Here is a 13,958-nt window from a genome sequence, read left to right as displayed (position 1 = left end):
GATGAACCGTCCCGAGAACCCCGTGCTCGTGCTGGTCGACGTCGACCCGTCGGGCGGCATCGCCAGCAGCACCGCCGCGCTCCTCGGCGCTGCCTCGACCATCGGCACCCCCGTCGCGCTGATCGTCGGCGGGTCGGCGGAGGCTCCCGCACAGGCGGCTGCCGCCGGGGCATCCGTCGTGCTGACCGCCGACGGCGACGCGACCCTACTGACCGTCCCCGTGGTCGATGCGCTGCACGCCGCCTTCGCGCAGGTGCAGCCCGACGCCGTGCTGGCCTCGCACTCGATCGCCGGGCGGGACGCCGCCGGTCGCTTCGCCGCCCGCGCGCGGCTCGCGCTGTGCGTCGATGTCGTCGGCGTCTCGCGCGACGAGGAGGGGGTCGTCGCCCACCACTCCGTCTACGGCGGCTCGTATCTCGTCGATGCGGCCGCGACGTTCCGTGCCCCCGTCATCACGGTGCGCCAGGGCGCGGTCGAGGCGCGCGCGGCAGCCGTCGCGGAGCCCGAGGTCGAGGCGCTGCAGGTGCCGCCCTCCGGCATGGCTGCGGCATCCGTCGGCCCCGTCGAAGCCCTCGCTGCGACGTCGACCCGCCCCGAGCTGCGCGGCGCGACGCGGGTCGTGTCGGGCGGCCGCGGTCTCGCGTCGAAAGAGAAGTTCGCCCTGGTCGAAGAGCTCGCCGATGCCCTGGGTGCCGCCGTGGGCGCTTCGCGCGCGGCCGTCGACGCGGGATACGTGCCGCAGTCGTACCAGGTCGGTCAGACCGGCGTCTCGGTGTCGCCGCAGCTCTACGTCGCGCTGGGTATCTCGGGCGCCATCCAGCATCGCGCCGGTATGCAGACCTCGAAGACCATCGTCGCGATCAACAAAGACGGCGACGCGCCCATTTTCGACGTGGCCGACTTCGGTATCGTCGGAGACCTGTTCACCGTCGTCCCGCAGGTCATCGCCGCCCTCGAAGCCCGGAAGTAGGGAGCCATGGTCGCTGAGGCACGCGAAGGCCGGATGCTGCGCCGCGGTCTGCCGCGCGTCGCAGGCGGCGACCCCTGGCCTCCCGAGACGCCGTTGCCGGCGAGTGAGGGGCCCGTCGACGACACGGGCGCGGCTGGGCCCGCGCACGCGATACAGGATGCCGCCGAGACAGCGGGTGTTGCCGGGGCTGCGGGTGTGGCGGAGCCGGGCGTGGATGCTGTCGCCCACGGGGCTCATGGGGCCGCACCGGGGGCGGATCCTGCTGCGGGCGAGGCCCAGGGCTCCGCAGTGGAAGCGGGCGCCGCTGCGAGCGAGGCCGATGACTCCGAAGCGGGAGCGCATGCCGCTGCAGAAGCGGCGACGAGTGGGACTGCCGAGCCCAGGGCTGCGGAGAATGCCGGTGGTCCGCGAGTGCGTCGAGGGCTGCCGCGCACGCCCGGTGGCGAGCCGTGGCCGCCCGCCCTCGCCCCCGTTGCGGTCGCCGCCGGTGCTGAGTCGACGACGGATGCCGGAGCGTCCGCTGCCTCCGGCGGAGCCGTCGATGCGGCCGGCGTCCCGAAGGCCCCCGCGTCGGCAGCGCCCGCTGCGAGTGATGTGCCCGCTGTGATCGCGCCCGGAGAGGCAGCCGCCGATGGCGTCGCGGTCTCCTCCCCGGCTGCCAGGGTGGCCGACGCTCATGCGGCCTCGGGCCGGGCGTCGGGCATCCGCCGCGGCCTGCCGCGCGCGCAGGGTGGCGAGCCCTGGCCGCCCGCCGACACCGTCCCCGCCGACACGGTCCACACGGCATCGTCGCCCGTGGCCGCCGACCACGCGCAGGCTCCCGCGCCCGTCCAGCCCGCGCCCGTCCAGCCCGCATCGCCGTCCCCCGCGTCGACATCCGAGCCCGTGCCCGCTGAGGCGTCGGCTCCGGCGGCTTCCACGGCCGTCGCTCCGACCGAATCGGTGCTCGCGCGCGACCTGGCGACACCCCTCGCCGTGCCCCGCACGGTGTGGGACGGCCGCGCGCCGCGCCGCATCCGGGCGGCGCCCGCGACCCCGGCTGCGGCATCCGCCCGTCCGCGCCCGACATGGACTCAAGGCATCGCTCTGCTGTTCGGCGCCGCCGCGCTGGGTGTGCTCGCGGGTGCGGCGGTGGCCCTGGTGCGCGCGCTGCTCAGCCTGCCCGCCCTGCAGGACTTCCTCGCGACGTACCCGGGCGAGTACGCCCCCGCGGTCGCCGTCGAGCCCGGCTTCGCGCCGTGGGTCGGGTGGCAGCACTTCTTCAACGCCTTCCTGATGGTGCTGATCATCCGCTCGGGCCTGCGCATCCGTCACGAGAAGCGTCCGACGGCGTTCTGGACGCCGCGGAACAACCCGAAGGGCAAGACCAGCCTGACGATCTGGTTCCACCAGGCGCTCGACGTGCTCTGGCTGGTGAACGGCGTGATCTTCGTGGTGCTGCTGTTCGTCACCGGGCACTGGGTGCGCATCGTGCCGACGAGCTGGGAGGTCATTCCCAACGCGCTGTCGGCGGCCCTGCAGTACGTGTCGTTCGACTGGCCGCACGAGAACGGCTGGAACAACTACAACAGTCTGCAGCAGCTCGCCTACTTCGCGACCGTCTTCATCGCCGCACCGCTCGCCGCGATCACCGGGTTCCGCATGTCGGGCATGTGGCCGAAGAAGGCCGAGCGACTCTCGAAGGCGTACCCCGTCGAGTGGGCGCGCAAGCTGCACTTCCCGATCATGATCTACTTCGTGATCTTCATCGTGGCGCACGTCGCCCTGGTCATGCTCACCGGCTTCCTGCGCAACCTCAACCACATGTACGCGGCGCAGGACGCGGTCACGTGGACGGGGTTCTGGGTGTTCATCGCCTCGCTCGTGGTGATGGCGCTCGGCTGGGCCGCGGCCCGCCCGGTCGTCATTGCGCCGATCGCGCGCCTGTTCGGCAACGTCTCCGGACGCTGACGGCGAAGCCCGGCTCTGACGGCGAAGCCCGGCGCTGACGGCGAAGCCCGGCACCGACGACGAAGCCCCCACCGACGACGAAGCCCCCGCCTGCAGACGCTCGCAGGCGGGGGCTTCGTTCGCGGGCGGTGCCGCCCGAGGGGATCAGCGCGTGAAGCGCACCTCGGTCAGCGTCTCGCCGAGGAAGGGCTCGGTGTGCGTCGCTCCGTCGAGGGTGAAGCCGTTGCGCGTGTAGAAGCGGTGCGCACGGGGGTTGTCCTCGGCGACCCAGAGGTAGACCGAGGAGTCCTTCTCGACGGCAGCGTCGAACAGCTTCTGGCCGATGCCGGTGCCGTGGTACGCGTCGAGCAGGTAGATGAAGTACAGCTCGCGCATGGCGGGAGCATCCTTGTCGCGGGCCGGACCCGAGCCGACGAATCCGACGATCTCGCCGTCGACGAGTGCGGCGCGCATCGTGAAGTCGGGTCCCTGCGAGGCCCAGTGCGTCCAGAGCTCGGCCATGCGACGCGGCGAGATCTTTTCGAGCGCGGCCTTGCTGATGAGGTGGTCGTAGGTCTCGTGCCAGCACTGCGCGTGCACGCGACCGAGGGCTTCCGCGTCGACATCACGGACCGGGCGGACGATGACTTCAGGCTGGGCTTCGGCGCTCATGCGGTGACTCTACGCGCGGCATCCGCGATCTGGAAATCGGACGGATGCCCCGCGCGACGCCCCGCCCGGTGATGGAGGTTTCCGACAACGATGTGGGGCGATCGTGCGCCGAAGAATACGATCGATGCTCGTGAACGTGATCTGGCGTACCCTCCTCGTCATCCTCCGGGCCCGCGCGCGCGTGCGCCGCGGCAAGGCGCTCGACCCGACGTCGGTGGCGAGCATCCGCCTGACGACGCTGCCGACCGACATCGACATCCTGCGGCACATGAACAACGGGCGGTACCTCTCGCTGTTCGACCTGGGGCGGTGGGACCTGCTCATCCGCACCGGCCTGTTCGACGCGATGAACGACCGCGGCTGGTACGCGGTCGTGTCGAGCGAGACCATCACCTTCCGCAAGTCGCTGCAGCTGTGGCAGCGCTTCGAGGTGCAGTCGCGGTTCATCGGGCACGACGACAAGGCGCTGTTCCTCGAGCATCGGGCGGTGGTGAAGGGCGAGGTGTACGCGCGGGCGATCATCCGGGCGCGCATGCTGCGCCGCACCGGCGGCACGGTCCCGAACGAGGAGCTGTTCGCGGCGGTCGGCAAGCCCGAGGGAGTGCCAGAGATCGACGCGTGGGTGCACGACTGGGCCGCGGCCTCCTCCCTCCCGCCCGTGCGGCAGCCCGCGCCCAGCATCTGGAACTGAGCCCGCCCGGCCTCTGTTTTCCCCTGGTGGCGCGGTATATCAATACGCCTCGCACAACTTCCGAGTGAGGTCTCGACACGCCGTGGCGCAGCGCCCTATCGTGGCGTGTCGGCGGGCGATATCCGAAGTCGTGCGCCATAGCGGAGACGCCCTGCTCCGGTCGATACCCTGACAGACCGAACCCCAGAGCCGGGCGTCGTCCGCCCGATGCCGTCTGACGACGGCGAGGGGGGAGTGTCATGACCGAGTGGCTCAGCCGACCGACGCGCGATGGCGGCCCAGAGCGGGTGCCGGTCGGGGAGCCGATGCTCGCCCCGCAGGAGCGGATGCCGGCGGCGGAACGGTTGCCCGGTGGAGAAGGCGGGCCTGCCGCGAGACGGGTGGCCGGTCGCGATCGGATGCCGTGGACGATGGTCCTCGCGCTCCTCATCTCCGCGGTGTCCGTGGGGGCGTGGGTCGCGGGCGGTCTGTTGCTGATCGCCGCTCTCCAGCGAGCGCTGGTGACGAGCGACGTGCTCCCCGTGTGGATCGCCGGGGTCGCGGCGGGGGTGGCGGCCAATGCGGCGGTGGTCGTCGGCGGCATCCGACGGGCCGCGTGGACGCGGTGGATCGTCGCGATGCAGGCGCTGGTGATGATCGTGCTGCTCTCGGCCGCCGAGCAGGGAGGGTGGGCCGTCGCCGGCGCTCTGCTGCTCGCCGTTCAGTGCGTGCTCATCACCATGCCCTCGGCCAACGACTGGTTCGGTCCCCAGCCCGCCGCGCGCACAACTTCGGAGCGCGCCCCGCGACACCCCGTTTGAGGCATCCGTCGCCCGGCGTGGCGTGCCGAAACTCCGAAGGTGTGCGGGGAAGAGGGCGCGGCGCGTGCCGTGACTCCGAAGTTGTTCGGAGGGGAGAAGGGCAATCGGGCGCGGACCCAGAGCGCGGGGAACCGGCGTGGCGTGCCGACGGGGCCGCACGGGGGTCCGGTCCTAGGGTGAGAGGCATGGCAGAGTCGTCGTCTCCCGCTCCGGATGCCGCGGCATCCGCCCCTCTGGCCGACCGTGCCGTCGAGCTCGCGCGCCGCTGGGTGATCGAGGCGGCGGCGGCCGACGTCGATCCCTCGGCAGCGCGCCTCGCAGGGGTGCTGCGCGACGAGAACGGCCTACCCTTCACCCTCGGATTCGTCGACGGCGTGATGCGTCCGGAGAGCCTCGGCGCCGCGGCATCCCGCCTGCATCGCCTCGCGCCGATCGTGCCCGACTTCCTGCCTTGGTACCTCAAAGGTGCGGTCAAGCTCGGCGGCGGTATCGCCCCGATGCTGCCCGCCCCGACGGTGCCCATCGCGCGCCGCGTGCTGCGTGAGATGGTGGGGCACCTCGTCGTCGACGCCCGCCCCGCGAAGCTCGGGCCCGCGATCGAGCGCATCCGCGAATCGGGCGCCCGGCTCAACCTCAACCTGCTCGGCGAGGCGGTGCTCGGCGAGGCCGAGGCGCGGCGCCGTCTCGACGGCATCCACGAGCTCATCCGCCGACCCGACGTCGACTACGTGTCGGTGAAGGTGTCGGCCGTGGTCAGCCACATCTCGATGTGGGCCTTCGACGAGGTCGTCGATCGGGTCGTCGAGCGGCTGCTGCCGCTGTACCTCACCGCGGCGGACAACGGCACCTTCATCAACCTCGACATGGAGGAGTACCGCGACCTCGACCTGACGATCGCGGTGTTCACGCGCATCCTGGAGGATCCGCGTCTTGCCGGACTCCACGCCGGCATCGTGCTGCAGGCGTATCTGCCCGACGCGCTGCCCGCCCTGCAGGAGCTCACGGCATGGGCGCGCGACCGCGTCGCCCACGGCGGCGCGCCCATCAAGGTGCGTCTCGTGAAGGGCGCGAACCTCGCCATGGAGCGCGTCGAGGCGACGATGCACGGCTGGACACCGGCGACATACGACACGAAGCTCGACACCGACGCCAACTACCTGCGCTGCCTCGACTGGGCGCTGCGGCCCGAGAATACGGATGCCGTGCGCCTCGGCGTCGCGGGGCACAACCTGTTCGGCATCGCCTATGCCTGGCTGCTCGCCGGAGAGCGCGGGGTGCGCGAGCACGTCGAGTTCGAGATGCTCCTCGGCATGGCGCAGGGTCAGGTGCAGGCGGTCTCGCGTGAGGTCGGCCCTGTTCTGCTGTACGTTCCGGTCGTCGCGCCGGCCGAGTTTGATGTCGCGATCAGCTACCTCGTGCGCCGACTGGAGGAGAACGCGTCGAGCGACAACTTCCTCTCGGCCGCGTTCCGGCTGGGGGAGGACGAGACGCTGTTCGTGCGCGAACAGGACCGCTTCCTCGACGCGCTGGAGCGCTCGAGCGACCCGACCCTCGCGACCGGACCCCGGCGCACGCAGGACCGTTCGGCGCCCGCGCACGAGTCGGTCCGGCCGCTCCCCGTCGCGCCGCTGCCGGAAGTCGACCTCACCAAAGCGGTGCTGGGCATCTCGCGCGGCTCCGACGAGGCATCCGCTTTCGACGGCGAGGCGTATCTCGAGACCGCGGTGTACTCGTCGCGCGAGGTCATCGACCCGACGGGCGGCGCCCCGGGGTTCGCCAACACGGCCGACAGCGACCCGGCCCTGCCGGCGAACCGCGAGTGGGCGGCCGGCATCCGTGCGCGCATCGCGGGGTCGACCGCCGGGGACGACGTGCTCGCCGCGGCGCGCATCGACGAGGCGGATGCCCTCGACCGCGTCGTCGCCGAGGTCGGTGCCGCGGCGTCGGGGTGGGGCGCGCGTCCTGCGGTCGAACGGTCGGAGGTGCTCATGCGGGTCGCGGCCGCGTTGGAGGCATCGCGCGGCGAGCTGATCGAGGTCGCCGCATCCGAGACCGGCAAAGTGCTCGCCGAGGCCGACGTCGAGGTGAGCGAGGCCGTCGACTTCGCGCGCTACTACGCGGCGAAGGCCCGCGAGCTCGATGCGATCGCGGGAGCGTCGTTCGTGCCGGCATCCGTCACCGTCGTCGCCCCGCCGTGGAACTTCCCGCTCGCCATCCCCGCCGGTGGCGTGCTGGCCGCGCTCGCCGCGGGATCGGGTGTCGTATTCAAGCCGGCCCCGCAGGCGCGCCGGTGCGCGGCCGTGATCGCCGACATTCTCTGGCAGGCCGGTGTACCGCGAGACGTTCTCGCCTTCGTCGACATCGACGAAGGCGACCTCGGGCAGCAGCTCATCACTCACGACGCCGTCGACCGAGTCATTCTCACCGGGTCGTGGGACACGGCGGCCCTGTTCCGCTCGTGGCGACCCGACCTGCCGCTGCTCGCCGAGACGAGCGGCAAGAACGCGATCGTCATCACACCGTCGGCCGATCTCGACCTCGCGGTCGCCGACCTCGCGAAGAGCGCGTTCGGTCACGCGGGGCAGAAGTGCTCGGCGGCATCGCTCGCGATCGTCGTCGGACCCGTCGGGCGGTCGCAGCGGTTCGCGCGGCAGCTGGCGGATGCCGTGCGCTCGCTGCACGTCGGCTTCCCCACCGACCCGCTCGCCGAGGTCGGACCGGTGATCGAGAAGCCCCAGGGCAAGCTGGCCTGGGCGCTTAGCGAGCTGGAAGGCGACGAGAAGTGGCTCGTCGAGCCCGCGCTGTCGCCCGACGACGACGGCAGCGGACGGCTGTGGCGCCCCGGCGTGCGCGTGGGGGTGCGCGCGGGGTCGCGGTTCCACCTCGAAGAGTTCTTCGGGCCCGTGCTCGGGGTCATGTACGCGCCGTCCCTCGACGCGGCGATCGAGATGCAGAATGCGGTCGCCTACGGCCTCACCGCCGGCCTGCACACCCAGGATCCCGAGGACCTCTCGGTGTGGCTCGACCGCGTGCAGGCCGGCAACCTCTACGTCAACCGCGGCATCACCGGGGCGATCGTGCAGCGGCAGCCGTTCGGCGGGTGGAAGCGTTCGTCGGTCGGCCCCGGCGCCAAGGCCGGCGGCCCGAACTACCTGCTGGGGCTGGGGTCGTGGCGCTCTGTGCCCGGTTCGACCCCGTCGAGCACCCTGCACCTGCGCGGCCTCGACTCGCGCATCACCGCGCTGATCGAGTCGGCTCAGCCGTCGCTCGCATTCGAGGCCTTCGAGTGGCTGCGCAAGTCGGCGCTCTCGGATGCCCTCGCCTGGGACCGCGAGTTCGGCCAGGTGCGCGACGTCTCGCGGTTGGGTGTGGAGCGCAATCTGTTCCGGTACCGTCCGGTGCCCGTCGAGCTGCGGGCCACGGCGGATGCTCCGCTGCAGGAGGTGCTGCGCACGGTGCTCGCCGCGGTGCGGGCGGGGGCGGTGTTCACACTCTCGGTCTCGACGGGGCTCCCGGCCGGGGTGCGGCACGCGCTCGGGGATCTCGACGCGGCGGTGTTCCTGGAGACGGACGAGGAGTGGCTCGCGCGAGTGAGCGGCCACCGTTCGCCGTCGGATGCGGAGGGCGAAGGGGCGTCCGCGGCCCGGGCCTCGCGCATCCGTCTGGTCGGACCGCGTGACGCGGTGTCGACGCTGCACGCGGCGCTCGCCCGCGCGGTCGAGGGCGATCCCGATGTCGCCGTGTACGACGGCGAGGTGACCTCGGCCGGACGTATCGAGCTGCTGCCGTTCGTGCACGAGCAGGCGATCTCGATCACCGCCCACCGCTTCGGCAATCCCGACCCGGTGTTCGCCGACGTGATCTGAGGGGTGTCAGCGGGGCCGAGCGAGATCTCGCAGATCTGCTCCCGTCGCACTTTCTGTCGCTCGCGGGCCGCCGGAGCGACAGAAAGTGCGACGGGAACGGGGCGGGGGGAGCTCTTTCGGGCGGGGAGGTGGGGGGGCAGAATGGTCGGAAGGTCGTTTTCCTGCACCACCCGTCACGACGGAGGGGTCGACTCGGCGGTGATCGACGACTCCGCCGACTCATCGCGAAGGAGACGGAATGACGGATGCAGTCGCACTCGAGCGGATCTCGCAGATTCAAGACGAGATCCTGCGGTTCACGTGGGCTCAGGTCGCCGATCGCGTCGACACGTTCTACGTGCAGGGCAAGGTGACGGACGACGAGTCCGGACAGATTCTGATGCTCCAGGGCAACTTCGTGTGCGGCACCCGGGGGACCCAGCTCATCGACAACGCGGACGCTCTCGACGACGAGGAGTTCGACAGTAACTCCGGGTTCATCTGCCCGCGGATCCGTGAACTCCACGACCTTCTCTTCGCCTCGCAGGGCAGGTCTCCCGTGCGGTTCCGGTGGATGATCGACACCCGCACCGGTCGTGTGGAGAGTGACTGGACGTACTACGACGACCTCACCGACGCGGAGAAGAAGGACGATTTCTGGAAGCACTGGGAGGGCGATTTCGCCTGGATGGATGAGATCCGAGCCCGCCTCGCAGCGCAACCCGCGACCCCGTCCGTGAGGGGTCACAACACGCCTTGATGGATGCCGCGGACGCGGCGTTTCCTGACCCCTCGCCCCCTCCCGCCCCCGCGCCTCCTGCTCCCGTCGCATTTTCTGTCGCTCGCGGGCCGCCGGAGCGACAGAAAATGCGACGGGAACCCGCGGGGGCGGGGCGGGGGAGGGGGAGGGGGATTCATACGAGACGCGAATCGGCGAGGAAACCCGGCGCTCTGGCGTCGCGCGACCCGCGGGTGGCACAATGGACGCGGCGTGCCCGAGTCGCATCTTCCCCGCCACCTCCCGCGAGAGGAGCGGGTCGAAGGACCGCCGGGCCCCTGGACAGCGTCCGCCGCACCCGTTCATTCGAGGAGCATCCATGTCGACGCCTGAAGCCGCCGTCACGTCCGCCCCCGCGCGCACCGCGCACCGCCGCCGCTACCTGATGTGCCGCCCCGAGCACTTCACGGTCAACTACTCCATCAACCCCTGGATGGAGCCGTCGCGCCCGACCGACACCGCCAATGCGGTCGCGCAGTGGCAGAAGCTGTACGACCTGTACCTCGAGTTGGGTCACGAGGTCGAGCTCATCGAGCCGCTCGCCGGCTACCCCGACATGGTCTACACGGCCAACGGCGGATTCCTCATCGACGGTCGCGCCTACGTGCCCGAGTTCCGCTTCGTCGAGCGTCAGGGCGAGGCCCCCGCGTTCGCCGAGTGGTTCCGCGCGAACGGCTACGACACCGTCATGCCGCAGGAGGTCAACGAGGGCGAGGGCGACTTCCTGCTCGTCGGCGACGTGATCCTCGCCGGCACCGGGTTCCGCTCGACCGGCGACAGCCACCGCGAGGTGGGCGAGGTCTTCGGCCGCGAGGTCGTCTCGCTCAACCTCACCGACCCGCGGTTCTACCACCTCGACACCGCCATCGCGGTGCTCGACCCGGTGCAGGGCGTCGAGAACGGCGGCCCCGAGCGCGCTAACATCGCCTACCTGCCTGGCGCGTTCGACGACGCGAGCCGCGCGATCCTCGAGGAGCGCTTTCCCGACGCGATCCTCGTGTCGGACGAGGACGGCGCCGTGTTCGGCCTCAACTCGGCCAGCGACGGCTACAACGTCATCATCTCGCCGCGCGCGGTCGGCTTCGAGAAGCAGCTGCGCGAGCGCGGCTACAACCCGATCACGGTCGACCTCTCCGAGCTACTGCTCGGCGGCGGCGGCATCAAGTGCTGCACGCTCGAGCTGCGGGGTGCGAAGTGACGACGGTGGATGCCGTGACCGGCGCCGAGGGCGTCGAGGACCTCGAGTCCGTCGACGAGAAGCAGGCGCACGCCGAGCCGCACGTCGCGCACAACTACCACCCGCTGTCCGTGATGATCGCCCGCGGCGAGGGTGCCTGGGTCACCGACGTCGAGGGCAAGCGCTACCTCGACCTGCTCGCGGCGTACTCGGCCGTGAACTTCGGGCACCGGCATCCGGCTCTCGTGGCCGCGCTCACCGAGCAGCTCGGCCGGGTGACGCTCGTCAGCCGCGCGTTCATGAGCGACCGCATGGAACCGTTCGCGGCCGCCCTCGCGCAGCTCGCCGGCAAGGACCTGGTGCTGCCGATGAACACCGGGGCCGAGGCGGTCGAGACCGGCATCAAGGTCGCCCGCGCCTGGGGCTACCGGGTGAAGGGCATCGCCGAGGGTCGCGCGCGCATCGTCGTCGCGGCCGGCAACTTCCACGGCCGCACGACGACGATCGTGAGCTTCAGCGACGACGACCAGGCGCGCGAGGGCTTCGGCCCGTACACGCCCGGATTCGACGTCGTGCCGTACGGAGATGCGGATGCCATCGCCGCAGCGATCACCGACGACACCGCCGCGGTGCTCGTCGAGCCCATCCAGGGCGAGGCCGGCGTCATCATCCCGCCGGAGGGCTATCTGCGCCGCATCCGCGAGATCTGCGACGAGAAGAACGTGCTGTTCGTCGCCGACGAGATCCAGGCGGGCCTCGGCCGTGTGGGCGAGACGTTCGCCTGCGACCGCGAGGGCGTCGTGCCCGATCTCTACCTGCTCGGCAAGGCCCTCGGCGGCGGCGTGCTGCCCGTGTCGGCCGTCGTCGGCAACGAGGACGTGCTGGGTGTCATCCGTCCCGGCGAGCACGGGTCGACGTTCGGCGGCAACCCGCTCGCCTCGGCGGTGGGGCTGCGCGTCGTCGAGATGCTGCAGACGGGCGAGTTCCAGGAGCGCGCCCGCGCCCTCGGCGCCCACCTCGCCGAGAAGCTCGAGCCGCTGATCGGCCACGGCGTCACCGAGGTGCGGATCGCCGGCCTGTGGGCGGGCGTCGACATCGACCCCGCGAAGGGCACCGGCCGGGAGATCGCGGAGAAGCTCCTCGATCGCGGCGTGCTCGTGAAGGACACCCACGGCCAGACCATCCGTATCGCTCCGCCGCTCGTGATCCGCGCGACCGAGCTCGACTGGGCGGTCGAGCAGCTGAAGGTCGTGCTCGGCGCATAGCGCCAGCATCCGCTCCCCCTCCGTGCGCTCGCTAGGCTGGCGGCGGAGGGGGAGTCATGGCATATCAGAATCCGGAATCGGTGGCGGCCGGTGCGCCGCCCTGGCATCTGCCGCAGCCGCAGCCGAGGTCGCGCCCGTCCGGCATCCAGGCGTTCGTCTGGGCGGTCTGGCCGTGGATGAACTGGATCCTGCCGGCGTTCTTCGTGCTGCACGGCTTCCTCGGCGTCGGCGGATGGGGAACGCTGCTGCTGCTCTTCGCCTCGCCGATCTTCATCCCGGCCGCCGGCCTGCTGGGAGCCCTGCCGCGCTTCCTCCTGCGCAAGCGCGGGCACACGACGACGCCCGCCCCGATCGTGGGGCTGCTGTTCGTCAACTGGTGGGGGTGGGTCGCCCTCACGCTCACCATGCAGGATGCCGGCGACTCCGGCCCCCTCATGTCACTGCTGCGCAGCATGCTCACCGTGCCGCTGTCGGTCGACTACGAGCAGGGGCTGTACGTCGTCGCGATCTGCGTCGCCATCGCGGCCTGGCTCGCCGTGCTCATCATCGCGATCGTGCTGCCACGGGCATCCGCTGCGCCGTCGTCCGAGCCGACGATGGCGACCGGGCGCGGTTCCGAGCGGCCGTGGGTCGTCGTCGCCTGGATCAGCGCGTTCCTCGTTCCCGCCCTGTTCGTGGCGACGGTGGTCGTGGGCGTCGAGGTCACGGCCGCCCAGCCGGATGCCTCCGGCGACACGGTCGCCGAGGTGGAGGCCATGCCGATCTCCGCGCAGGCGGATCGCGCGCAGCAGAACTACGAGCGCACGCAGCAGCGGCTGTCGGAGGTGCGCGAGCTGATCGCCGAGGACGGCTGGCGGCTGCGCGCCGAGGACGGCGAGTGGGTCGGCTCCGTGGGGTTCGGCACGCGCCCGTGGGAGTGCCGGCAGGCCGACGTCGAGTGCTACACCTTCCAGGTGCGGTTCTCCCTCGACGAGGCTCCGGCCGACTTCGACCGCGACCGGTTCGATGACGCGCTGCGCGACGCGGGATGGATGCCGCCCGAGTACGGCGACGGATGGACGGATGCCGAGGGCCACCGCCTGCGGGTGACCGTGTACCCCGCGAACAACCGCCTGTCGATCGAGCTCGAGAGCCCCCAGTGGTGGGGCGACACCTACGAGCTGGGGAACGAGATGGGCTGGAGCGATGAGGAGAGCCTCGGGCTCGGGCGCACCTACCGCTTCGACGAGTGGCCGCCCCTGGAGTGAGCTTGTCGCTGAGCTGAGGCCGCCGATGGACTGACGCCGCACGTGCGAAACACCCCCTGCGTCATGTGCGAGAAGGGGATCACTCGCCGGCGAGGAGGTGTTCGCGCGCCGCTGGGGACGGCGCTCGCCCGGTAGCTGGGGACTACGCGGGCGGGTCTTCGGGGTCGAGGGTCTTGAGCGTGTCCTCTTCGGCCGGGTTGTCCGCGTCGAGCTGCGCCGCGGTGGTCGCGTCGCCCCCGAGGTCGGCCTCGCGGCCGGGACCGGCGTCACCCTGGATGGCACCGCGCGGCGAGTCGCCGTGCGAGCTGTCGCCCTGGATCGCACCGCCCTGTGCTGCGCCCTGGTTGCCGTTGTCGTCGGTGTGGTCTTCGTCGGCGTCGCCCTGGATCGGTCCGCGCGGCGAGTCGCCGTGCGAGCTGTCACCCTGGATCGCGCCGCCCTGACCGCTCGTCCCGGGCACGCCGGCGCCTTCGGCGCCCTCGGCCGGGTCCTGCGGGTGCGGAGTGCTGTTGTCGTCCATGCGCGAGAAAATACGCCCGCACCAGCCCTTCGGTCACCCCGTTGACATCGTCCCCCTCGCCCCC

Annotated in this window: 11 protein-coding genes; 9 read left to right on the top strand and 2 right to left on the bottom strand. The window is 71.4% G+C overall.

Translation table 11 applies throughout. From position 1 onward, the window contains the following. Nucleotide 1 precedes the first annotated feature (1 nt). Together AC3A3J_RS01260 and AC3A3J_RS01255 are read left to right on the top strand one after the other, a co-directional pair. The gene (locus AC3A3J_RS01260; protein ID WP_487670538.1) at nt 2-970 is read left to right on the top strand and encodes an electron transfer flavoprotein subunit alpha/FixB family protein; all 969 of its coding nucleotides are present in this window, start codon (nt 2-4) and stop codon (nt 968-970) included. Between the two features lie 663 nt (nt 971-1,633). Then, on the top strand, nt 1,634-2,920 hold the full coding sequence (locus tag AC3A3J_RS01255) for a cytochrome b/b6 domain-containing protein (protein WP_487670537.1): 1,287 nt from the start codon (nt 1,634-1,636) through the stop codon (nt 2,918-2,920). A 144-nt stretch (nt 2,921-3,064) separates the two neighbouring features. Here AC3A3J_RS01255 and AC3A3J_RS01250 read toward each other — a convergent pair whose 3' ends face one another. Next, nucleotides 3,065-3,571 (bottom strand): N-acetyltransferase family protein, encoded by a 507-nt coding sequence (locus tag AC3A3J_RS01250; RefSeq protein WP_487670536.1) that lies wholly within the window; start codon nt 3,569-3,571, stop codon nt 3,065-3,067. 130 nt (nt 3,572-3,701) lie between these two features. On the opposite strand from AC3A3J_RS01250, the gene AC3A3J_RS01245 reads away from it, so the two are divergent. The 7 genes from AC3A3J_RS01245 to AC3A3J_RS01215 all read left to right on the top strand — a co-directional run bounded on the left by AC3A3J_RS01245 (nt 3,702) and on the right by AC3A3J_RS01215 (nt 13,374). Beyond that, complete coding sequence (locus tag AC3A3J_RS01245; RefSeq protein WP_487670643.1) at nt 3,702-4,262, top strand: acyl-CoA thioesterase; 561 nt, start codon at nt 3,702-3,704, stop codon at nt 4,260-4,262. 239 nt (nt 4,263-4,501) lie between these two features. Then, nucleotides 4,502-5,062, top strand: coding sequence for a hypothetical protein (locus AC3A3J_RS01240; protein ID WP_487670535.1), 561 nt, complete (start codon nt 4,502-4,504; stop codon nt 5,060-5,062). Nucleotides 5,063-5,247: 185 nt separating this feature from the next. Continuing rightward, the gene (locus AC3A3J_RS01235) at nt 5,248-8,928 is read left to right on the top strand and encodes a proline dehydrogenase family protein (protein WP_487670534.1); all 3,681 of its coding nucleotides are present in this window, start codon (nt 5,248-5,250) and stop codon (nt 8,926-8,928) included. 238 nt (nt 8,929-9,166) lie between these two features. Continuing rightward, on the top strand, nt 9,167-9,667 hold the full coding sequence (locus AC3A3J_RS01230) for a hypothetical protein (RefSeq protein ID WP_487670533.1): 501 nt from the start codon (nt 9,167-9,169) through the stop codon (nt 9,665-9,667). Between the two features lie 337 nt (nt 9,668-10,004). After that, nucleotides 10,005-10,883 carry a dimethylargininase gene (gene ddaH, locus AC3A3J_RS01225; RefSeq protein WP_487670532.1) on the top strand — a complete coding sequence of 293 codons (879 nt, stop codon included), beginning with the start codon at nt 10,005-10,007 and terminating at the stop codon, nt 10,881-10,883. A 14-nt stretch (nt 10,884-10,897) separates the two neighbouring features. After that, nucleotides 10,898-12,127 carry an ornithine--oxo-acid transaminase gene (gene rocD / locus AC3A3J_RS01220; protein ID WP_487670642.1) on the top strand — a complete coding sequence of 410 codons (1,230 nt, stop codon included), beginning with the start codon at nt 10,898-10,900 and terminating at the stop codon, nt 12,125-12,127. Between the two features lie 56 nt (nt 12,128-12,183). Further along, complete coding sequence (locus AC3A3J_RS01215; protein WP_487670531.1) at nt 12,184-13,374, top strand: hypothetical protein; 1,191 nt, start codon at nt 12,184-12,186, stop codon at nt 13,372-13,374. 142 nt (nt 13,375-13,516) lie between these two features. Here AC3A3J_RS01215 and AC3A3J_RS01210 read toward each other — a convergent pair whose 3' ends face one another. After that, nucleotides 13,517-13,894 (bottom strand): hypothetical protein, encoded by a 378-nt coding sequence (locus tag AC3A3J_RS01210; RefSeq protein WP_487670530.1) that lies wholly within the window; start codon nt 13,892-13,894, stop codon nt 13,517-13,519. Between the last annotated feature and the right edge of the window lie 64 nt (nt 13,895-13,958).

Source organism: Microbacterium sp. Soil_N32 (genome assembly GCF_057655505.1).
This window is presented reverse-complemented; position numbering and strand designations above follow the sequence as displayed.

Coding starts and splice junctions, on each gene's coding strand:
- AC3A3J_RS01260 (WP_487670538.1), top strand. CDS start 2: ATGAACCGTCCCGAGAACCCCGTGCTCGTGCTGGTCGACGTCGACCCG.
- AC3A3J_RS01250 (WP_487670536.1), bottom strand. CDS start 3,571: ATGAGCGCCGAAGCCCAGCCTGAAGTCATCGTCCGCCCGGTCCGTGAT.
- AC3A3J_RS01210 (WP_487670530.1), bottom strand. CDS start 13,894: ATGGACGACAACAGCACTCCGCACCCGCAGGACCCGGCCGAGGGCGCC.
- ddaH (WP_487670532.1), top strand. CDS start 10,005: ATGTCGACGCCTGAAGCCGCCGTCACGTCCGCCCCCGCGCGCACCGCG.
- AC3A3J_RS01235 (WP_487670534.1), top strand. CDS start 5,248: ATGGCAGAGTCGTCGTCTCCCGCTCCGGATGCCGCGGCATCCGCCCCT.
- AC3A3J_RS01240 (WP_487670535.1), top strand. CDS start 4,502: ATGACCGAGTGGCTCAGCCGACCGACGCGCGATGGCGGCCCAGAGCGG.
- AC3A3J_RS01215 (WP_487670531.1), top strand. CDS start 12,184: ATGGCATATCAGAATCCGGAATCGGTGGCGGCCGGTGCGCCGCCCTGG.
- AC3A3J_RS01230 (WP_487670533.1), top strand. CDS start 9,167: ATGACGGATGCAGTCGCACTCGAGCGGATCTCGCAGATTCAAGACGAG.